The sequence below is a fragment of the Rhizobium sp. BK379 genome (assembly GCF_014193955.1).
Classification (GTDB): domain Bacteria; phylum Pseudomonadota; class Alphaproteobacteria; order Rhizobiales; family Rhizobiaceae; genus Rhizobium.
The window spans coordinates 1,870,617-1,890,769 of the sequence record NZ_JACIAD010000001.1 but is presented as its reverse complement, the minus strand read 5'-3'; the positions used below and the strand labels follow the sequence as shown (position 1 = coordinate 1,890,769).

General features: G+C 60.7%; 17 protein-coding genes and 1 tRNA gene. 10 read left to right on the top strand and 8 right to left on the bottom strand.

The genetic code is table 11. The annotated features are described in order from the left end of the window. Positions 1-101 precede the first annotated feature (101 nt). Positions 102-178: transfer RNA gene (locus tag FHT93_RS09615), tRNA-Arg, on the bottom strand. 172 nt (positions 179-350) lie between these two features. Here FHT93_RS09615 and FHT93_RS09610 point away from each other — a divergent pair. After that, complete coding sequence (locus FHT93_RS09610; protein ID WP_183847229.1) at positions 351-1,121, top strand: hypothetical protein; 771 nt, start codon at positions 351-353, stop codon at positions 1,119-1,121. Between the two features lie 66 nt (positions 1,122-1,187). On the opposite strand, the gene FHT93_RS09605 is transcribed toward FHT93_RS09610, so the two are convergent. From FHT93_RS09605 to xylF, 3 genes are all read right to left on the bottom strand, one after another. Next, positions 1,188-1,970, bottom strand: a complete 783-nt coding sequence (locus FHT93_RS09605) for an ATP-binding cassette domain-containing protein (protein ID WP_007815343.1) — start codon at positions 1,968-1,970, stop codon at positions 1,188-1,190. Between the two features lie 14 nt (positions 1,971-1,984). Then, the gene (locus FHT93_RS09600) at positions 1,985-3,295 is read right to left on the bottom strand and encodes a sugar ABC transporter permease (RefSeq protein WP_112547899.1); all 1,311 of its coding nucleotides are present in this window, start codon (positions 3,293-3,295) and stop codon (positions 1,985-1,987) included. A 259-nt stretch (positions 3,296-3,554) separates the two neighbouring features. Next, on the bottom strand, positions 3,555-4,595 hold the full coding sequence (gene xylF, locus FHT93_RS09595; protein WP_029616408.1) for a D-xylose ABC transporter substrate-binding protein: 1,041 nt from the start codon (positions 4,593-4,595) through the stop codon (positions 3,555-3,557). Between the two features lie 226 nt (positions 4,596-4,821). On the opposite strand from xylF, the gene FHT93_RS09590 reads away from it, so the two are divergent. Further along, positions 4,822-6,045 (top strand): ROK family protein, encoded by a 1,224-nt coding sequence (locus FHT93_RS09590; protein WP_183847228.1) that lies wholly within the window; start codon positions 4,822-4,824, stop codon positions 6,043-6,045. A gap of 344 nt (positions 6,046-6,389) precedes the next feature. Here FHT93_RS09590 and iolG read toward each other — a convergent pair whose 3' ends face one another. Beyond that, positions 6,390-7,382 (bottom strand): inositol 2-dehydrogenase, encoded by a 993-nt coding sequence (gene iolG, locus FHT93_RS09585; RefSeq protein WP_037104761.1) that lies wholly within the window; start codon positions 7,380-7,382, stop codon positions 6,390-6,392. Positions 7,383-7,581: 199 nt separating this feature from the next. On the opposite strand from iolG, the gene FHT93_RS09580 reads away from it, so the two are divergent. Then, a complete protein-coding gene (locus FHT93_RS09580) occupies positions 7,582-7,851 on the top strand; it encodes a hypothetical protein (RefSeq protein ID WP_018114768.1) in 270 nt (89 codons plus the stop codon). A 140-nt stretch (positions 7,852-7,991) separates the two neighbouring features. On the opposite strand, the gene FHT93_RS09575 is transcribed toward FHT93_RS09580, so the two are convergent. Together FHT93_RS09575 and FHT93_RS09570 are read right to left on the bottom strand one after the other, a co-directional pair. Then, complete coding sequence (locus FHT93_RS09575; RefSeq protein WP_183847225.1) at positions 7,992-8,882, bottom strand: Hint domain-containing protein; 891 nt, start codon at positions 8,880-8,882, stop codon at positions 7,992-7,994. Positions 8,883-9,204: 322 nt separating this feature from the next. Then, positions 9,205-9,666, bottom strand: coding sequence for a hypothetical protein (locus FHT93_RS09570; protein ID WP_183847223.1), 462 nt, complete (start codon positions 9,664-9,666; stop codon positions 9,205-9,207). Positions 9,667-9,800: 134 nt separating this feature from the next. On the opposite strand from FHT93_RS09570, the gene FHT93_RS09565 reads away from it, so the two are divergent. Further along, complete coding sequence (locus tag FHT93_RS09565; RefSeq protein ID WP_183847221.1) at positions 9,801-10,355, top strand: putative glycolipid-binding domain-containing protein; 555 nt, start codon at positions 9,801-9,803, stop codon at positions 10,353-10,355. Positions 10,356-10,378: 23 nt separating this feature from the next. Here FHT93_RS09565 and FHT93_RS09560 read toward each other — a convergent pair whose 3' ends face one another. After that, positions 10,379-11,392 (bottom strand): LysR family transcriptional regulator, encoded by a 1,014-nt coding sequence (locus FHT93_RS09560; protein ID WP_113117959.1) that lies wholly within the window; start codon positions 11,390-11,392, stop codon positions 10,379-10,381. A 270-nt stretch (positions 11,393-11,662) separates the two neighbouring features. On the opposite strand from FHT93_RS09560, the gene chvE reads away from it, so the two are divergent. The 6 genes from chvE (at position 11,663) to araD (ending at position 19,977) form a co-directional block, all read left to right on the top strand. After that, the gene (gene chvE, locus FHT93_RS09555) at positions 11,663-12,727 is read left to right on the top strand and encodes a multiple monosaccharide ABC transporter substrate-binding protein (RefSeq protein WP_018114773.1); all 1,065 of its coding nucleotides are present in this window, start codon (positions 11,663-11,665) and stop codon (positions 12,725-12,727) included. A 93-nt stretch (positions 12,728-12,820) separates the two neighbouring features. Beyond that, positions 12,821-14,359: a multiple monosaccharide ABC transporter ATP-binding protein gene (gene mmsA / locus FHT93_RS09550; RefSeq protein WP_029616409.1), complete on the top strand. Its 1,539-nt coding sequence runs from the start codon at positions 12,821-12,823 to the stop codon at positions 14,357-14,359. Beyond that, on the top strand, positions 14,356-15,564 hold the full coding sequence (gene mmsB / locus FHT93_RS09545; protein WP_018114775.1) for a multiple monosaccharide ABC transporter permease: 1,209 nt from the start codon (positions 14,356-14,358) through the stop codon (positions 15,562-15,564). The genes mmsA and mmsB overlap by 4 nt, the downstream gene beginning before the upstream one ends. A 107-nt stretch (positions 15,565-15,671) precedes the next feature. After that, on the top strand, positions 15,672-16,667 hold the full coding sequence (araD1, locus tag FHT93_RS09540) for an AraD1 family protein (RefSeq protein ID WP_113117960.1): 996 nt from the start codon (positions 15,672-15,674) through the stop codon (positions 16,665-16,667). 74 nt (positions 16,668-16,741) lie between these two features. After that, complete coding sequence (locus FHT93_RS09535; RefSeq protein ID WP_018114305.1) at positions 16,742-18,175, top strand: aldehyde dehydrogenase family protein; 1,434 nt, start codon at positions 16,742-16,744, stop codon at positions 18,173-18,175. Between the two features lie 62 nt (positions 18,176-18,237). Further along, positions 18,238-19,977, top strand: coding sequence for an L-arabinonate dehydratase (gene araD / locus FHT93_RS09530; RefSeq protein WP_112543442.1), 1,740 nt, complete (start codon positions 18,238-18,240; stop codon positions 19,975-19,977). Positions 19,978-20,153: the final 176 nt, after the last annotated feature.

Genomic DNA, 20,153 nt, shown 5'->3' with positions numbered 1-20,153 from the left:
TGCGGGCGAAATACGACGTCGCGGGGCCGTTTCACACGGATGCCAAGCCGGTTTGGCTTATGTGCCAAGCCATTTCGCAAAGACGGTAAGCGTGAGAAATATGGCGCACCCGACAGGATTCGAACCTGTGACCTTTGGAATCGGAATCCAACACTCTATCCAGCTGAGCTACGGGTGCATGCCTGACGATGTGACTCGTCGTCCGATGTCGTGGTTCTTAGCCTAGCTTTGGCTCTGCTTCAATCGCGAAGTTCGCGGAATTTCGGCTCGTTGCTGTTATCCGGGATTTTCAAGGCGATGGGGCGTCGCTAAAAGCTTCCTCTGATGGTTAGGTTTTCATCGGGGATGAGATGGGCGAAGCGGTTTTCGATCTGGCGCGGCGGGCGCGGTTTGCGGGGCTTTCAGGGAATTTTTCGCTGGGGCATGAGATCCTGGATGGAGCCGTGGCGCAGGCTGGCGAGGATGCCGGGGCGCGGGCGTGGATTGCGATCGAGCGGGGGCGGCTTTTCAACAGTGCGGGGGAGCCGGCGCGGGCGCTGCCGTTCTTTAGCGAGGCATGGGAACTAGCGCAGCGGGCAGGGGACCATGATCTGGCTGTCGATGCGGCGCATATGCTGGCGATCGCGTCCGATGTCGAGGCGGCAGAACGGTGGGTGGAGGTGGCGCTCGATTATATCGAGGCGCAACGCGCAAGCCCGCATTGGCGAGGCATGCTGCATCACAATCTCGGCTGGACCTATTTCGAGGCGGGGCGCTTCGAGGATGCGCTTGGCGCCTTCCGGCGGGATGAGGCGATCCGGGAGACCTCCGGCAACGCACAGACGCTGAAGGTGGCGCGGTATGCGGTCGTGCGTACGCTCCGCGCATTGTCGCGGGTGGATGAGGCGATTGCGCTTGGGGAGAGGGTCGTGGCGCTAGCGGATGCGGCCAATGATGCGGCGCCTTATGTCTATGAAGAGTTGGCCGAGTGTTATGCGGTAAAGGGCGAGATGGCGGAAGCGCAGCGCTTTGCGGCGCGGGCGCAAGCGATCCTCTCGGAGAATGCGTCCTTCGTGCGGGATGAGCCGGTCAGGCTGGCGCGGCTTGCGACCCTTGCTGCGGGTGCTGCGGCTGCGGACTGATGCCACAAATGAAAACTCCGCCGGGCCTTTCGGGCGGCGGAGTTTGCTTGCTGGATGCTGCTTATGTCAGACCTGCATGGCGCCGGGGCCGGGGATGGCCTTCGGCGGCACCTTGCCGAGGATGATCATGCCGAGCACCTCGTCCTTGGTGACATCCTCGGTGCGGGCGTGGCCGACGACCTGGCCGTTTTTCATGACAGAGACGCGGTCGGCGAGGTCGAAGACGTCGTGGATGTCGTGGCTGATAAGGAAGATGCCGATGCCTTCCTTTTTCAGCTGCTTGATGAGTTCGCCGACCTGCGCCGTTTCCTGGGGGCCAAGGGCTGCCGTCGGCTCGTCCATGATCAGGATGCGGGCGTTGAACAGGATGGCGCGGGCAATGGCGACGGACTGGCGCTGGCCGCCCGACAGTGCCTTGACCGGCTCCTTGAAGCGCTTGAAGTTCGGGTTCAGGCGGCCCATCACCTCGCGGGCGGAATGTTCCATCGCGACATCGTCGAGCGTGCCCCAGCGGGTCTTCAGCTCGCGGCCGAGATAGAGGTTGGCGGCGGCGTCGACGTTATCGGCGACGGCGAGCGTCTGGTAGATCGTCTCGATGCCGAACTTCTTGGCATCGCGCGGATTGCGGATGTCGGCCGGTTCGCCGTTGATCAGGATCTCGCCGCTATCACGCTTGTAGGCGCCGGAGAGGATCTTGATCAGGGTCGACTTGCCGGCGCCGTTATGGCCGAGAAGGGCCACGACTTCACCAGGGTAGAGATCGACGGAGGCATTGTCGACGGCGTGGATACCGCCGAAGGAGATCGAGATGTTCTTCAGTTCGACAAGGGGAGTGCGTTGTTCAGCCATGGTTCGTACTCCTCTTACTTCGCACGGGAGCGATAGACAGTGTCGAGCCAGACGGCAATGACGAGCACCGCGCCGACGACGACGTTCTGGATGGGCGTGTCGACATTGGCGAGACCCATGCCCGACTGCAGAGACTGCATGACGAGCGCGCCGAGCATGGCGCCGGCGATCGTCCCGGTGCCGCCTGCCAGAGACGTGCCGCCGATGACGGCTGCCGCGATCGTATAGAGTTCGTAGGTCGTGCCCTGCGAGTTGGCGGCGGCGTTGAGGCGTGCCGTGGAGATCGCGGCGGCGACGGCTGCGAGGAAGCCCATCAGCGCGAAGATGCGCACGGTGACCCAGCGGGTCTTGATACCGGCGAGCTCGGCTGCTTCCGGGTTGCCGCCGATCGCGAAGACATAGCGGCCGAAGCGGAGACGCGTGGCGATGAAGGTCATGACGATGCCGACGAGGATGGCGATCAGCACCGGCACGGCAATGCCGTAGGGGATCATCAGCCCGCCTTCCGGCATGGTGATGTTATTGGCCTCGGCATAGCGCTTGGCGATCGCCGGCGGCCAGTAATAGATCGTGGATACCCAGATCGCGCCGAGCACCATGGCACAGCCGAGGATGCCGAGGACATATTCTGCCCAGAGCGGACGGCGCGGGAAGTTGAAACGCCGGCGCTGGTGGCGCGAGCCGATGATCGAGACGACGATCAGCACGCAGGCAGCCGCACCGATGATCCAGCTCCAGGTGGCGCCGATCGCGCCTTCGGCACCGCCGCCCATGATGCGGAAGGTGGTGTCGAGGGGAGCGACCGTCTGGCCGCTCGTCACATACCAGGCAAGGCCGCGCCAGGCGAGGAAGCCGCCGAGCGTGACGATGAAGGACGGCACGCCGAGGAAGGCGATGATGACGCCCTGGAGCAGGCCGATGGCCGAGCCGACGAGGAGGCCGGCGATGAGCGTGATCACCCAGGTGAAGGAATTGTCGAAGCCGAGATATTGCGGCAGGAACTTCGCCTGGACCACGCCCATGATCATGGCGACGAAGCCAAGGATCGAGCCGATCGACAGGTCGATGTTTCTGGTGACGATGACCAGCACCATGCCGGTCGCGAGAACCGCGATTTCGGTGGTCTGGACAGAGAGGTTCCAGAGGTTTCGGGGCGTGAGGAACAGGCCGCCGGTATAGAAGTGGAAGCCGACCCAGATGACCAGCAATGCGCCGATCATGCCGAGAAGGCGGGTGTCTATTTCCGTTGCCCGCAGGAAGCGCGTGAAGGGGCCTTCAACTGCCGTGCGCGGGCCGGACGAGGTCGATTGGGTGATGTCTGCCATGGGTTTGCCGTTTCCCCCATTTGTTTGGGCGCAGGCCTGCTCCTGATGGGAATAGCTGGCCGATGACCGCCCTGTTCTTGTTGTGACCACCGGGACGCTTCCGAAAATAGCCGATCACAACGGCACTATTCTGGCAGGGAATCAAAGCATCCGCGATGTGCGCGAGAACGGAGAAGCCCCATCGAGCGGGCTTCATCCGTATCCGGCGCCGCAGCGGAGGGCCGCTGCGGCGCCGGTATTTCAGATCGTCAGGCGATGATTAGTCGCAAGCCTTGACGGAGCCGGCCTTGACGCCCTGGCAGGCTTCAGCCTTGGAGATCCAGCCGGCGTCGATGACGACGTTCAGGTTGTCCTTGGTGATGGCAAGCGGGGTCAGGAAGATCGACTGCATCTTCACCTTCTTCGGGCCGCCTTCGAAGGTCTGCACGCCTGCAACCTTGTCGAGGGCCGTGCCGCCGGCGAGATCGAGAGCGATTTCAGCAGCGCGCTTTCCGAGTTCACGGCTGTCCTTCCAGACCGAAACCGTCTGCGTGCCGAGAGCGATGCGGTTCAGAGCAGCCTTGTCGGCGTCCTGGCCGGAAACCGGAACGGAGCCGGCGAGGCCCTGTGCGTCGAGAGCGGCGACGGCGCCACCGGCAGTACCGTCGTTGGAAGCAACAACGGCGTCAACCTTGTTGTTGTTGGCGGTCAGGAACTGCTCCATGTTGCGCTGAGCGTTCTGCGGCAGCCAGCCGTCGGTATAGGCTTCGCCGACATTCTTGATCTTGCCGGCGTCGATTGCAGCCTTCAGGACTTCCTGCTGACCTGCGAAGAGGAAGTCAGCGTTCGGGTCGGAGGACGAGCCCTTGATGAAGACGTAGTTGCCTTCCGGCTTGACCTTGAAGACTTCCTGAGCCTGCAGGCGGCCGACTTCCTTGTTGTCGAAGGTGATGTAGAAGGCAGACGGGTTTTCGATCAGGCGGTCGTAACCGACGACCGGGATACCTTCGCTGGCGGCTTTTTCAACAGCCGGGCCGATTGCGTCGGAGTCCTGAGCGAGAATGATGAGAGCGTTTGCGCCCTGGGAGATCAGCGACTCAACGTCGGTGAGTTGCTTTGCAGCCGAAGACTGTGCGTCAGCGGAAATGTACTTTGCGCCCTTGGCTTCCAGAGCCTTCTTGATCGCTGCTTCGTCCGTCTTCCAACGCTCTTCCTGGAAGTTCGACCAGGAAACGCCAACGACGAGGTCGGCAGCCATGGCAGCCGACTGCAGCGAAACGAGGATGGCAGCGCCTGCCATCAGCTTATAAATAGACTTCATAATGTCCTCCCGAGTGAATTGCAGCCGGCCCAGCCATTGCTCCTCCGGCCACCGCGAAAGCCTGTCCAGAAAGGTTTGGATTTTTTTCTCGACAGTCGAGAAATTTAGTGTCAGAGATTTTTTCAACTGTCAACACCGCACTACCGGCTTAATTTCCTTTGACGAAAGCGGCCGGAGATGCTGTGGCAATGAGGGGCGGAACGAACGGGGAAGAGGGCGGCGATAGATGCTGACCAAGTCGAGCACGGAGCTCGTACGGCAGAGAAACAGCGTGCTCGTGCTCGCCACTCTCCGCCGCCACGGGGCGCTTGCTCATACTGAAATATCCGATTTTACGCGGCTTTCGTCCGCGACCGTTTCTGCGATCACGGCCGATCTCGAAAAGGCGCATGTGATCGAAAAATCCGAGCAGCAGGCGGCCAGCGGGCGAGGGCGCCCGCGCGTGCTTTTGCGCCAGCGGCGCGACTGCGGCTATCTCATCGTCGTCATCATCTCCTCGGATGCCGTGCAATATTCGCTGGTCGATTATTCGGGCAAGCTGATCGATCGTTTCAGCGAAGACAGGTCGCATGATCCCGCAGGCGCGGGCCGGTTCGTGAACGGGGTGCGGCAGGGGCTCGAGCGCATCCTGTCACGCTCGCGCATCGAGCGGGACAAGGTGCTGCTCATCTCGATCAGCAGCAAGGGGCTGGTCAATTCCTCCGAGCCGGTTCTCGTCTGGTCGCCGATCTTCGGCAGCGACCAGATCGATTTCGAACTGGCGCTCAAGCCGGAGTGGAAGGCGAAGGTCATTCTCGACAACGAGACGCTGCTGGTCGCCGCGGCGCTGGGCGCGCATGAGGAGAATGTGAAGGGCGGCGATTTCCGCTCGCTGGCGGCCCTTTCGCTCGGCCACAGCATCGGGCTCGGCATTATCAGGCGAACCAGCCATGGCGGGCATGACGTCTCGGCGCCCAATTTCGGGCACATGCTGCATATGGCCAATGGCGGGCTTTGCCGCTGCGGCACGCGCGGCTGCATCGAGGCCTATGCCGGTTTCTACGCCATCCTGCGTACCGCCTTCGAAGTGCCGCTGGATACGATCCCGGCAAAGTTCGTGCCGCTCGCCGAGCTCGACAAGATCGCAGCCAGGGCGCGGCAGGGCCATCGTATTTCGGGCTTTGCGTTCCGGCAGGCGGGGCTTGCCCTCGGAAACGGCCTGTCGCGCATGCTGAGCCTGACCGAGCGCATGCCGATCGCGATCACCGGGCCGGGCACGCGCTATTACGATCTGCTGCGGCAGGGGATCGAGGAGGGGCTCGGCCAATCCCATGTGGTGCGCATGGAAGGCATGCCTGACCTCAGGGTCGTCGCCGACGAGCAGATTCTCGTCTTCGAAGGACATTTGAATCGCGCGCTGGCGGTGATTGATGAGGATATCGTCGTGGCGGGTGTGCAGGGCGGAGATTAGTCGCTCCCCCCTTCGCCCCATCGGGGAGAAGGTGCCCGAAGGGCGGATGAGGGGGCCTAACCGCCGACAGGTATTTCTTTAAGTATCTGTTATAATAATGTTTTATGCCTAAATGCACGCTGCTAGGTTGGACCAGCCGACCTTTATGCTCTCGGCCCCCTCATCCGACCCTTCGGGCCACCTTCTCCCCGATGGGGCGAAGGGGACAGGCACCGTGGCAATCTCCCTTTGCCTTGTTGGGAGGGGTCTTCGGATCATCATCCAGTTACCCATGTCATCAAACGAGAAATGGCCGGGCGGGTGCCCGGCCATTTCTCATGATGGCGACCGTCGGGAGAGGGCGGTCAGCCGATCTTTATGAGCTTGCCTTCCTTGACGGACTGGACGGCGGCATCCGCGAGTGCGAGAGCGGCCAGGCCGTCGGCGCCCGACGGAGAGATCTTCGAGCCCTTTTCGATCGCGGAGATGAAGCTTGCGATCTCGTTGGCATAGGCTTCAGTGTAGCGGGTCATGAAGAAATCGTGCAGCGGCGGGCGGGTATAGCCTTCGCCATTTGCGACTTCGATCGAGACCGGGCGCTGGTTCTCGGCCGAGACGACGCCCTTGGAACCGTGTGCCTCGATGCGCTGGTCATAGCCATAGGTGGCGCGGCGCGAGTTGGAGATGATGGCCTGCTTGCCCGAGGCGGTCTGCAGGATGACGGAGACGCTGTCATAGTCGCCGGCTTCGCCGATCGCCTTGTCGACCAGGACTGCGGCGGTTGCGACGACCGAGACCGGCTCTTCGCCGAGCAGGAAGCGGGCCATGTCGAAGTCGTGGATCGTCATGTCGCGGAAGATGCCGCCCGAACGCTTGATGTAATCGACCGGCGGGGCACCCGGATCGCGCGAGGTGATCGTCACCATCTCGACGTCACCGATCTTGCCGTCGTCGATGACCTTGCGCACGGCCATGAAATGCGGGTCGAAGCGGCGATTGAAGCCGACCATCAGCTTGGCGCCGGTCTCTTCCACGACCTTGATGCAGGCCTTGACGCGGGCAACATCGAGATCGATGGGCTTTTCGCAGAAGATCGCCTTGCCGGCGCGGGCGAAGCGCTCGATCAGGTCGGCATGGGTATCGGTCGGCGTGCAGATGACGACGGCGTCAATATCCTTGGCGGCTTCGATCGCTTCGATCGTGCGCACTTCGCAGCCATAGGCGGAAGCGATTGCTTCGGCAGCCTGCGGGAAGGCGTCGGCGACGGCTACGAGCTTTGCATTGGCATCGCCGCTGACGGCCTTTGCATGGACCTTGCCGATGCGGCCGGCGCCGAGAAGACCAAATCTCACTGTCATTTACTGCCTCCCTATATTCGGAACAAATAAACCGAATTGATATAAGTTTGGAATTTTCATTCCATTTTCCATTCGCCGCGTCAAGCCCGCGGCTCTTTCACATTTGTGAATTCCATCCTAAAGACAAGTGATGTCATCGCAACAGCGAGACGGGCGTCATCACAGCAGTGAGGCGCGTTATCACAACAATGAGACAAAGATGCAGCTGATCGATCCCAACCATCCGACCTATCGACACCTTTGGGTTCGTATCCTTATCGTGGTGGTCTGCTTCGGATGGGCGATCTTCGAATTCATCGGCGGCGACCCCTTCTGGGGCGTGCTCGCGGGCGGCGCCGGCGCCTATTCCTTCTATATGCTGATCTGGACCTTTGATCCGAAACCGCCGGAGACGGCGGCAGTGGTCACTTCCGATGATGAGGAAGAGGCAGACAAGCCGGCAACGGAAGAAGAGAAGAAGGGCGAATAAGAAAAGCGCGGCGCGATCTTTCCGATGCGCGCCACGCTATTCTTTCTTCTATGCATGTCGTCTGGCAAGACCGCTGGGCGGTTTGCGCGACTGAGCTCTCCGGGTTCGAGATGCGCCCCGGCGAGCAAGCCGGCTGCAGATCAGAGCGACAGTTCCCTGGCCTGCGCGTCGATCTTCCTGCAGGCATCCCCGAACGGGTCGCGCGCCGGCACCAGGGGCGAAACGCCAAGGAGGAGGAGCGCTTTCAGGTGCTTCCAGCCACCTTCCTCGCCCAGCACCGGGGCATAAGATGTCATCACGCCGGGCCTTTCGCCATAGAGGCGCTTGAACTCGGCGAAATTGGAGAAGGCCTCGTGGTTGTTGTCCACGAGATGGAAGCTCTCGGCCGCCGCACCTTCGGCCAGGATGGCCTCATGCGTATCGAGCAGAACGGCATAATATTCGAGCGGCATGTCGTCGGCCGGAGTGACCGGCGCAATGGTCGTGCCGTTGACGAGATCCTTCACGCGGATCAGGACGCCGTTCAGAAACAGCGCATGGCCGGATGACAGGTAGAGATCGGAGTGCGGGGTGCGGCCGTCCAGCGCATGGCGGCGAATGCGGATCGGCACGACGGCTTCCTGCCAGCGTGCGCCGTTCTTCCTGAAGGCCTGGCGGCCGACCCACCTGATCGGACGAGTGCTTCCATCCGGAAGGGCAACGCGATCGCCGGCACGCAGATCCTCGACAGGCCTTTCACCGCAATCCGTGAGGATCCCCGTTCCCCGCAGGAAGCACTGCGGACCGCCGCCGCCACCACCTCCGCCGGAACCACCGCTCCCCCCGGAGCCTCCATGCCCGCCGGAACCGCCGTGTCCACCCGAGCCACCGTGCCCCCAACGGCGTCCCAATGCACTCGCGGGAGATGTGGAAATTGCCGTGGCCAATGCCGCCACGCCGGCGAGCCGAACACCGGCGGCAGCAGCGACACCTAGAAAATGTCTGCGCGCAGTATTGTGCGGCAGAAGTTTCGGATCTTCCGTGGATGACATGGCGATCTCCTTTGAAAACAATCACATCGAGCCATGTTACAATAGGTTGCATTGCATACAACTTCGCCTAATAGCGCGAGGGTTAATGAAAAGGGAGTAGGGCGTAGTATGGCGGACCTGTAGAAGTTATGCCGTCACACGCACCAAAAGCTGATGAGGTATATGCAATCGATGCGCGAAAAAATGACGACACAGCACACCACCTAGATGCGCCGCCCGGGCCATCGGGCGAAGCAGCTTGAAGACCCATCGAAAACGCGTCGAAAGCTCCAGTCTTTCAAACGCTGGAATCTATCATATCCTCCGGTCGGAGGGGGAAGTTTCAGCTGCGCGGCAGACGGCGCGTCGCCTCGTCGATCAAGAGGTTGGCGATCATCATGCGTCTGTTGGCATTGTCGCGGAACGGCTGGGCGACGCTGTCGGGATGATTGGCCTTGGCGAAGGCGCGTCGCTTCTCATTGAGTATCTGCAGCGTGTCGGCGGCGGAAATCGCAAGTTCGGCGGCGATCTGTTCCGGGGCAATGCGGCCCAGATGCGCCGGCATGACCGGTTCGGGTTCGGGCGCCGGCGGCTCTGCGATCGCGGGTTCGGCACCGAGATTGTCGAAATAGGCCTCGCCGACCCTTTGCGAACCGGCCGAGACACCCTCCATCACATCGAAGGCGAGGCCGGTCGAGAAGCCGGAGACGCGATGGACGGCCGGTTCTTGGGCATCGCCGGAGGCTTCGTCTTCCGCCTTCAGCCGTTCGAGAACGGATTGGAATATCGATTGTCCGAACAGCATGCGCCTTCCTTTTCGAGCGGCGCATTAAACGGCGCCAAGTTGGCGCAGGGCTGGATTCGAGGCAGGATCACGGGATCTCTCCAGAGCCGGATGCCGCGGCAGGAGACAGATGCGGATGAGAAAAGGGGGCATGGATGGCAGGTTGGAAACGGACAGTGCAATGGACCGACTGGAACGGAGACGGACTTGAGACCCTTTCCATCGCCCACAATGACGAGGGCGTGCTTGCGGAAGGTATCGTGAGTGGACAGTTCGAAGCCGGCAAATACGATCTGACCTACCGGTTGACGATAGATCGGCAGTGGCGGGTGCGAGACGTCAGAGTTCAGATCGCCAATGGTCAGCGACTGCATATTCTGTCCGACGGGCGCGGTCGCTGGATCAGCGAGGATGGCGCGGAGCTTTCCGAGCTGGCCGGATGCCTGGATGTCGATATTGCGGCGACACCATTCACCAATACCCTGCCAATTCGACGGCTAGGGCAAAAAACCGGTGTCGCCGAGAAGATCAGCGTTGCCTATGTTTCCCTGCCGAACCTGATCGTCGAACCTGTCCAGCAGCGTTATACCAAACTTGCCGGGAACCGCTTTCTCTATGAAGGCCTGTCAACCGGCTTTGCCGCCGAGCTTGAGGTCGATGGCGACGGCATCGTGCTGGACTATCCTGGCGTCTATAGAAGGTTGTCGTAACGATCGCAGTCTGGGGCTCGGCGCTAGCCCTCTGCCTGCCGGATGCTTTCTTCCAGGATGAGATCGTAGAGGAGCCGGGCACTCGGGGGCAGGGCGCGTTCGCGGACGGTGATCAGGCTGTAGGGCTTGACGTTGATCTCGAAATCGATCGGCAGGATGCGCACGTCCGAGGCGTTCGAACTCTGCGAGGCGAGAAACTGTGCGACATCGACGGCGACGGGGGCAATTGCATCCGTCTCGCAGATGATCGCGCAGGTCAGCAGCAGCGAAGAGGTGTTGACGATGTTTTCCGGAAGCCGAACGGCGCGCGACAGGAAGATATCCTCTATCGTGCGGCGCAGCAGCGTGCCCGGCGGCTGGAACACCCAGTCGTAATCCTTGATCTCCGACAGGCTGCTTGGGCCCGTCTTCTTCTTCAATAGGGGATGGCGGCTGCGGACGATGAGGCAGGCTTTCTCGACGCCGATCTCGCGGACTTCGAAAAGGCGCGGGTTGAGATCGTCGGGGATGCGGCTGATGATGAAGTCGTGGCGGGCGGCGAGAAGTTCGCGCGCCAGGACATTGCTGGTCTCGACCTGGATGTTGACCTCGATGCCGGGAAAGGTCTTGCGCACCGTGTTGATGGCGGGAACGACGAGGCTCATGGCGGGTGCGGTGACCGCGCCGATGAAGACCGATCCGCCCTTGCCGCTCTTCAATTCGCCGATCTCACGGCTTGCCTCACGAAGCTCCAGAAGGATCTTGCGAGCGCGTCTCGCGAGCGCTTCCCCGAAGGTCGTCAGCACCACGCCACGGGCGACCCGCTCATAGAGTGGTGTCTTCACGATCGACTCCATATCGGACAACATTCGGGAGGCTGCCGGCTGCGATATGTTGAGTACTTCCGCGGCAGCCGAAATCTGCCCGCTATCTTCGATTGCGACAATCATACGCAGGTGATTCAGCTTAAGGCCCGCTCGTAGAAAGCTGTCATCGCCAAAATTGTCGCTATGAATGTCGACATGTTCCAATGAAAAGAGCTCGGAGATAATCGTCATGGTTGCAGCCTCCCCACTGCGTTCCATCAAAAGTAATACTTTTTAACGATATACCAAAATTGTTATGCACATTACCAGTTATTCTATTTGACAGTTATAGGAATCCATACCAGTTTGCCGCCGTGTGCTGGTTGGCACTCAACACGTGTGAGATCGTGGAGGAGACCTACTTCGTTTCTCACCATCTGAAGTAACTATCCAATACGGAACCTGCCACAGTTTCGGGGCGGGCGATTTTTCGTCCGTGAATCTTTAACAAGGGAGAGAGAAATGAAATCCATTATCTCATTGATGGCTGCGGCCGCCTTCGGCGTCGCATCGTTCGTTATGCCTGCTCTGGCGGCAGACAAGGGCCTGGTTGGCATCGCAATGCCGACGAAGTCCTCCGCTCGCTGGATCGACGACGGCAACAACATCGTCAAGCAGCTCCAGGAAGCCGGCTACCAGACCGACCTGCAGTATGCTGACGACGATATTCCGAACCAGCTTTCGCAGATCGAAAACATGGTCACGAAGGGCGCCAAGGTTCTCGTCATCGCTTCGATCGACGGCACGACCCTTTCGGACGTTCTCCAGAAGGCCCATGACGCCGGCATCAAGGTCATCGCTTATGACCGCCTGATCCGCGACTCTGCCAACGTTGACTACTACGCCACGTTCGACAACTTCCAGGTTGGCGTTCTCCAGGCTGGTACGATCGTCGACAAGCTCGGCCTCAAGGACGGCAAGGGCCCGTTCAACATCGAACTCTTCGGCGGTTCGCCGGACGACAACAACGCCTTCTTCTTCTATGACGGCGCGATGTCTGTCCTGCAGCCCTACATCGACTCCGGCAAGCTCGTCGTGAAGTCCGGCCAGACCGGCATGGACAAGGTCGGCACGCTGCGTTGGGATCCGGCAACGGCCCAGGCCCGCATGGACAACCTGCTCTCGGCTAACTACACCGACGCCAAGGTTGACGCTGTCCTGTCTCCGTACGACGGTCTGTCGATCGGCATCATCTCGTCGCTGAAGGGCGTCGGCTACGGTTCGGCTGACCAGCCGTTGCCGGTCGTCTCCGGCCAGGACTCGGAAATCCCGTCGATCAAGTCGATCATCGCTGGCGAACAGTATTCGTCGATCTTCAAGGATACCCGCGACCTCGCAAAGGTCACCGTTCAGATGGTTGACGCCGTCATGTCCGGCAAGGAGCCTGAAGTCAACGACACGAAGACCTACGACAACGGCGTCAAGGTCGTTCCGTCCTACCTGCTGAAGCCGGTTACCGTGACCAAGGAGAACTACAAGACGGTTCTCGTTGACAGCGGTTACTACAAGGAAGATCAGCTGAAGTAATTATGAATGGCCGGAACCCGCGTGATTGCGGGTTCCGGTCTTCGATTCTATGATCGCCGGGCCAGTTTCGGTCGCGGCGTTGGGTTTTTAGTCATGGACAATACAATCCTCGAAATGCGGAACATCACCAAGACGTTCCCGGGCGTGAAGGCGCTCGAGAATGTGAACCTCAGGGTTCGCCAGGGTGAGATCCACGCATTGGTGGGCGAAAACGGGGCCGGCAAGTCGACCCTGATGAAAGTGCTCTCCGGCGTCTATCCGGCAGGAAGCTATGAAGGCGAGATCGTCTATGAGGGCGATGTCCGCAATTTCAAAGTCCTGAAGGATTCGGAAGAAATCGGCATCGTCATCATCCATCAGGAACTGGCGCTCGTGCCGCTCCTGTCGATCGGCGAAAACATCTTCCTCGGCAATGAAAACGCCAAGAAGGGCGTCATCAGCTGGGAAGACACATTCAATCGCACCAAGCAGCTTCTGGCGAAGGTAGGCCTTCGCGAATCTCCGAATACGCTCGTGACCGACATCGGCGTCGGCAAGCAGCAGCTCGTCGAGATCGCCAAGGCGCTGTCGAAGAGCGTCAAGCTGCTCATCCTCGACGAGCCGACGGCATCGCTGAACGAAAGCGATTCAGACGCGCTCCTCAACCTGCTGATGGAATTCCGCAGGCAGGGTATCACCTCGATCATCATTTCCCACAAGCTGAACGAGATCCGCAAGGTCGCCGACCAGATCACGGTCCTGCGCGACGGTATGACCGTCAAGACGCTCGACTGTCACAAGGACGAGATCAGCGAAGACATCATCATCAAGAATATGGTGGGCCGCGACCTCGCCGACCGTTATCCGCCGCGCTCCGTGCCGGTGGGCGAGACCATCTTCGAGGTGAAGAACTGGAACGCCTTCCACCAGCAGCATCGCGACCGCCAGGTCCTTCACGACATCAACGTCAATGTCCGCAAGGGCGAGGTCGTTGGCATCGCCGGCCTCATGGGCGCTGGCCGCACCGAATTCGCCATGAGCGTGTTCGGCAAGTCCTATGGCCACAAGATCACCGGCGACGTCTTCGTCGACGGCAAGAAGGTCGATACGTCGACGGTGCGTAAGGCGATCGACGCCGGTCTCGCCTATGTGACGGAAGACCGCAAACATCTCGGCCTCGTGCTGAACGACAACATCCTGCACAACACCACGCTCGCCAATCTGCTCGGCATTTCGAAGAACACCGTCATCGACGACATCAAGGAGATGAAAGTCGCGACGGACTATCGCTCGAAGCTGCGCATACGGTCATCGGGCATCTTCCAGGAAACGGTCAACCTGTCGGGCGGCAACCAGCAAAAGGTCGTGCTGTCGAAGTGGCTGTTCTCCGATCCCGATGTTTTGATCCTGGACGAGCCCACACGTGGTATCGACGTTGGCGCAAAATACGAAATCTATACTATCATCAACCAGCTTGCCGCCGATGGAAAGGGCGTTCTGATGATCTCGTCAGAAATGCCTGAACTGCTTGGCACATGTGACCGCATCTACGTGATGAACGAAGGACGCATCGTCGCCGAACTGCCGAAAGGAGAAGCAAGCCAGGAAACCATCATGCGCGCTATCATGCGCTCAGGGGAGAAGAAACAATGACTCCTGTCAACCCGACATCCACAGAGGAAAGCAACGTCGTTTCGATTGCCGACTATATCCGCGGCAACATCCGCGAATATGGCATGCTGATCGCACTCGTCGCGATCATGATATTCTTCCAGTTCTACACTGGCGGTATCCTGTTCAAGCCGGTCAATCTGACGAACCTCGTGCTGCAGAACTCCTTCATCATCATCATGGCCCTCGGCATGCTGCTGGTGATCGTTGCTGGGCATATCGACCTGTCGGTCGGCTCCATCGTTGCCTTCGTCGGCGCGCTGGCGGCCATCTTCACCGTTTCCTGGGGCATGAATTTCTGGCTGGCGGGTCTGCTCTGCCTGATCATCGGCGGCTTCATCGGCGCGGCACAGGGCTATTTCATCGCCTATCACCGCATCCCGTCCTTCATCGTGACGCTTGCCGGCATGCTGGTTTTCCGCGGCCTGACGCTCACCGTTCTCGGTGGCAAGAACATCGGCCCGTTCCCGAAGGAATTCCAGGTCATCAGCACCGGCTTCCTGCCGGGCGACATGATCGACATCTTCGGTATTCCGACCCAGCTCACCTCGCTGATCCTGACCGTCATCATGCCGGTCATCCTCTTCTACCTCGCCTGGCGCCGCCGCAAGGTCAATGAGAGCCACGGCATCGACGTCGAGCCGATGGGCTTCTTCATCGGCCAGAATGTCCTCATTTCGCTCGCCATCGTCTGGCTCGGCTGGCTGCTGTCGACCTACAAGGGTCTGCCGAACGTTCTGATCGTGATGCTGGTCCTGATCGCGGCGTACAGCTTCGTCACCCGCCGCACGACGATTGGTCGTCGCATCTACGCCATGGGTGGCAATGAAAAGGCGACCAAGCTTTCCGGTATCAACACCGAGCGCCTGAGCTTCTTCACCTTCGTAAACATGGGTGTGCTTGCGGGTCTCGCCGGCATGATCGTTGCGCTGCGCCTGAACTCGGCAACGCCGAAGGCCGGTGTCGGTTTCGAACTTGACGTCATTGCGGCCTGCTTCATCGGCGGTGCGTCGGCTTCGGGCGGCGTCGGCAAGATCACCGGTGCGGTTATCGGCGCATTCATCATGGGCGTCATGAACAACGGCATGTCGATCGTCGGTCTCGGCATCGACTTCCAGCAGATGGTCAAGGGCGCCGTGCTTCTCGCTGCCGTCTTCTTCGACGTCTACAACAAGAACAAGGGCTGAGGCCTAACTCAGCCTGCGCATTCGCAGTCGTATGAAAACGAATTCCGGCTCCTCGGGGAGCCGGAGCGGCGTAGCTTTGCCGTCGCCGAACGAAAAGGATCAGGACCGTGCTTATTTCGCAGATCAAAGGCTCCAACGGAGAGATCATCGTCGCCGCGCGCGAGCCGGGTGCCGCCGCCAAGACCGTCAAGGGTGCTACGAGCGTCTACGCTCTGGCGATGGAAGCCGCAGATGGCGGCAAGTCGCTCGTCTCCGTTATCGAGGCGCATGGATATGGCGACGCCGTCGATCTTGAAAAGGCCTATGCCGAAGGCCGTTTCCTGCCGCCGATCACGCATCCGGATGCAGCACACCTGCACCTGACCGGCACGGGCCTGACGCATCTGGGTTCGGCCGCAACGCGCGATTCCATGCACAAGAAGACCACGGAAGCGGCAGAGGAAACGCTGACCGACTCCATGAAGATGTTCAGGATGGGTCTCGAAGGCGGAAAGCCGGCGGCCGGCCAGAAGGGCGTGCAGCCCGAATGGTTCTACAAGGGCAATGGCTATGGCGCCGCTGCTCCGGGCGCTCCGCTCGTCTCGCCGTCCTTCGCGCTCGACGGCGGCGAAGAGCCTGAAATGGCCGGTATCTACGTGATCGCCAAGGACGGCACTCCGTTCCGTATCGGCTTTGCGCTGTCGAACGAATTTTCCGATCACGTCACCGAGCGGATCAACTATCTCTTCCTCGCCCATTCCAAGCTGCGCCCGGCAAGCTTCGGTCCGGAAATCCGGATCGGCGTAGCTCCCGAGGATATCCGCGGGACGTCACGCATCAAGCGCGGCGACAAGGTCATCTTCGAAAAGCCGTTCCTGTCGGGCGAAGCGAACATGTCGCACACTTTCGCCAATCTGGAATATCACCATTTCAAATATGGCCTCTTCCGCGTGCCGGGTGATGTGCATGTACATATGTTCGGTACGGCGACGCTTTCCTTTGCCGATGGCATCAAGGCGGAAGAGGGCGATGTCTTTGAAATCGAGGTTGCCGAATTCGGCCTGCCGCTGCGCAATCCGCTGAAGGTTGCCGCCGAAGAAGAGATCGCCGTCAAGCAGCTCTGATTTCAACTGTGATCTCAAGGGGCCGGCCGCCGCGAAAGCCGCCGGTCATTTGACATAGAGGAGGCTCCAAGGCCATGACCGTCCATCAGAATCTTATTGCCGGCGAATGGACCGGCACGAATGCCGCCGAGAACATCAACCCGTCCGACACGAACGAAGTCGTCGGTCTCTACGCTCAGGCGAGCGCCGAGGATGCGAAGGCTGCCATCGCTGCCGCGAAGGCTGCCTTTCCGGCCTGGTCGCGTTCCGGCATCTGGGAGCGCCACGTCATCCTGAAGAAGGCCGGCGACGAGATCATGGCGCGCAAGGACGAGCTTGGCGCTCTTCTCGCCCGCGAGGAAGGCAAGACGCTTCCCGAAGCGATCGGCGAAACGATCCGCGCGTCGCAGATCTTCGAATTCTTCGCTGGCGAAGCGCTGCGCCTTGCGGGCGAGGTCGTTCCCTCGGTGCGCCCGAACATTGGCGTCGAGATCACCCGCGAGCCGCTCGGTGTCATCGGTATTATCACGCCCTGGAATTTCCCGATCGCCATTCCGGCCTGGAAGATCGCGCCGGCGCTCTGCTACGGCAACACCGTCGTCTTCAAGCCGGCCGATCTCGTCCCCGGCTGTTCGTGGGCGATTGCCGACATCCTGCATCGCGCAGGCCTGCCGAAGGGCGTTCTGAACCTCGTCATGGGCAAGGGCTCGGTCGTTGGCCAGGCCATGCTCGACAGCCCTGACATTGCCGGCATCACCTTTACCGGTTCGACCGGTACGGGCAAACGCGTCGCCACTTCCTCCATCGAGCATAACCGCAAGTTCCAGCTGGAAATGGGCGGCAAGAACCCGATGGTCGTGCTCGACGATGCTGATCTCACCGTTGCCGTCGAGGCCGCCGCCAATTCCGGCTTCTTCTCCACGGGCCAGCGCTGCACCGCTTCGTCGCGCCTGATCGTCACCGAAGGCATTCACGACAAGTTCGTTGCGGCGCTCACGGAAAAGCTGAAGACCGTCGTCGTCGACAATGCCATGAAGCCCGGCACCCATATCGGCCCCGTCGTCGATGCCCGCCAGCTCCAGACCGATACCGATTATATCAAGATCGGCAGGGAAGAGGGCGCCAAGCTCGCCTTCGGCGGCGAGCTCATCTCGCGCGACACACCCGGCTTCTACCTTCAGCCGACTCTCTTTACCGAAGCGACGAACCAGATGCGCATCTCGCGCGAAGAGATCTTCGGACCTGTCGTTTCCGTCATTCGCGTGAAGGATTACGAAGAGGCACTCGCGACCGCCAACGACACGCCATTCGGCCTGTCTGCCGGCATTGCCACGACCAGCCTCAAGCATGCGACGCATTTCAAGCGCAACTCCGAGGCTGGCATGGTGATGGTGAACCTGCCGACCGCCGGCGTCGACTTCCACGTTCCCTTCGGCGGCCGCAAGGGCTCGTCCTACGGCCCGCGCGAGCAGGGCAAGTACGCCGCCGAATTCTACACAACCGTCAAAACCGCCTATACGCTGGCCTAAGACAAAGCGCGATAACCCTGATCGTACGAGGCGGTCAGGGGATATCCTGAGGGACAGAAATTATGAAGAAGAAAGCAGAATGGCCGCGCAAGTTGCGCTCGCAGGAATGGTACGGCGGCACGAGCCGCGACGTGATCTACCACCGCGGCTGGCTGAAAAACCAGGGTTACCCGCACGACCTGTTCGACGGCCGCCCGGTCATCGGTATCCTCAATACCTGGTCGGACATGACGCCGTGCAACGGCCACCTGCGCGAGCTCGCCGAAAAGGTGAAGGCCGGTGTCTGGGAAGCCGGTGGTTTCCCGCTTGAAGTGCCCGTTTTCTCGGCCTCTGAAAACACCTTCCGTCCGACTGCGATGATGTATCGCAACCTCGCGGCGCTCGCTGTCGAAGAAGCGATCCGCGGCCAGCCGATGGACGGCTGTGTGCTGCTCGTCGGCTGCGACAAGACCACGCCTTCGCTCCTGATGGGTGCTGCCTCCGTAGACCTGCCGTCGATCGTCGTTACCGGCGGTCCGATGCTGAACGGCTATTTCCGCGGCGAGCGAGTCGGTTCGGGCACGCATCTGTGGAAGTTCTCCGAAATGGTGAAGGCCGGCGAGATGACGCAGGCCGAATTCCTCGAGGCTGAAGCTTCGATGAGCCGCTCGTCGGGCACGTGCAACACAATGGGTACCGCTTCCACCATGGCGTCCATGGCTGAAGCGCTCGGCATGGCACTGTCAGGCAATGCCGCAATCCCGGGCGTCGATTCCCGCCGCAAGGTGATGGCGCAGCTGACCGGCCGCCGTATCGTGCAGATGGTCAAGGACGACCTGAAGCCTTCCGACATCATGACGAAGCAGGCCTTCGAAAACGCCATCCGCACCAATGCGGCCATCGGCGGTTCGACCAATGCCGTCATCCACCTGCTCGCCATGGCCGGCCGTGTCGGCGTCGATCTGACGCTCGACGACTGGGACCGCTGTGGTCGCGACGTGCCGACGATCGTCAACCTGATGCCGTCGGGCAAGTACCTGATGGAAGAGTTCTTCTATGCCGGCGGCCTGCCCGTCGTCCTGAAGCGCCTCGGCGAAGCCGGCCTCCTGCACAAGGATGCAGTGACGGTTTCGGGCGAGACCGTCTGGGACGAAGTCAAGGATGTCGTCAACTGGAACGAAGACGTCATCCTGCCGGCTGAAAAGGCATTGACGCAATCCGGCGGCATCGTCGTGGTGCGCGGCAATCTGGCGCCGAAGGGCGCTGTTCTGAAGCCGTCCGCCGCTTCGCCGCATCTGATGGTGCACAAGGGCCGTGCGGTCGTCTTCGAAGACATCGACGACTACAAGGCCAAGATCAACGATGACAATCTCGATATCGACGAGAACTGCGTCATGGTCATGAAGAACTGTGGTCCGAAGGGCTATCCGGGCATGGCCGAAGTCGGCAACATGGGTCTGCCGCCGAAGGTGCTCAAGAAGGGCATCACCGACATGGTGCGCATCTCCGATGCCCGCATGTCCGGTACGGCCTACGGCACCGTCGTTCTGCATACCTCGCCGGAAGCTGCCGTCGGCGGCCCGCTCGCCGTCGTCCGCAACGGCGACATGATCGAGCTCGACGTGCCGAACCGCCGCCTGCATCTCGACATTTCCGAAGAGGAACTGGCGAAGCGTCTGGCCGAATGGCAGCCGAACCATGACCTGCCGACCTCGGGTTACGCCTTCCTGCATCAGCAGCATGTCGAAGGTGCAGATACCGGCGCCGACCTCGACTTCCTGAAGGGATGTCGCGGAAGTGCAGTCGGCAAGGATAGCCACTAACAGGCCCGTCCTCCAGACATAGGCCGATGGAAAGGCGGGGTGAGAACCCCGCTATCGTGAAATACTTCTGTCGCGAAATTCCGCCCCTCGTGGTGTTTCGCGACAGAAATTTGCGGGAAGGTCAGGGCCGACGCTTTCGTCTTGAAGGTTCCGAGTTCCGCAAAGAAGACGGAACG

Excerpts from the sequence above, each read along its gene's own strand:
- mmsA (WP_029616409.1), top strand. The coding sequence starts at position 12,821 with ATGGACAATACAATCCTCGAAATGCGGAACATCACCAAGACGTTCCCG.
- FHT93_RS09600 (WP_112547899.1), bottom strand. The coding sequence starts at position 3,295 with ATGGCAGACATCACCCAATCGACCTCGTCCGGCCCGCGCACGGCAGTT.
- mmsB (WP_018114775.1), top strand. The coding sequence starts at position 14,356 with ATGACTCCTGTCAACCCGACATCCACAGAGGAAAGCAACGTCGTTTCG.
- FHT93_RS09575 (WP_183847225.1), bottom strand. The coding sequence starts at position 8,882 with ATGTCATCCACGGAAGATCCGAAACTTCTGCCGCACAATACTGCGCGC.
- FHT93_RS09580 (WP_018114768.1), top strand. The coding sequence starts at position 7,582 with ATGCAGCTGATCGATCCCAACCATCCGACCTATCGACACCTTTGGGTT.
- xylF (WP_029616408.1), bottom strand. The coding sequence starts at position 4,595 with ATGAAGTCTATTTATAAGCTGATGGCAGGCGCTGCCATCCTCGTTTCG.
- iolG (WP_037104761.1), bottom strand. The coding sequence starts at position 7,382 with ATGACAGTGAGATTTGGTCTTCTCGGCGCCGGCCGCATCGGCAAGGTC.
- FHT93_RS09605 (WP_007815343.1), bottom strand. The coding sequence starts at position 1,970 with ATGGCTGAACAACGCACTCCCCTTGTCGAACTGAAGAACATCTCGATC.
- FHT93_RS09610 (WP_183847229.1), top strand. The coding sequence starts at position 351 with ATGGGCGAAGCGGTTTTCGATCTGGCGCGGCGGGCGCGGTTTGCGGGG.
- FHT93_RS09535 (WP_018114305.1), top strand. The coding sequence starts at position 16,742 with ATGACCGTCCATCAGAATCTTATTGCCGGCGAATGGACCGGCACGAAT.
- araD (WP_112543442.1), top strand. The coding sequence starts at position 18,238 with ATGAAGAAGAAAGCAGAATGGCCGCGCAAGTTGCGCTCGCAGGAATGG.
- FHT93_RS09590 (WP_183847228.1), top strand. The coding sequence starts at position 4,822 with ATGCTGACCAAGTCGAGCACGGAGCTCGTACGGCAGAGAAACAGCGTG.
- FHT93_RS09570 (WP_183847223.1), bottom strand. The coding sequence starts at position 9,666 with ATGCTGTTCGGACAATCGATATTCCAATCCGTTCTCGAACGGCTGAAG.
- FHT93_RS09560 (WP_113117959.1), bottom strand. The coding sequence starts at position 11,392 with ATGACGATTATCTCCGAGCTCTTTTCATTGGAACATGTCGACATTCAT.
- FHT93_RS09565 (WP_183847221.1), top strand. The coding sequence starts at position 9,801 with ATGGCAGGTTGGAAACGGACAGTGCAATGGACCGACTGGAACGGAGAC.
- chvE (WP_018114773.1), top strand. The coding sequence starts at position 11,663 with ATGAAATCCATTATCTCATTGATGGCTGCGGCCGCCTTCGGCGTCGCA.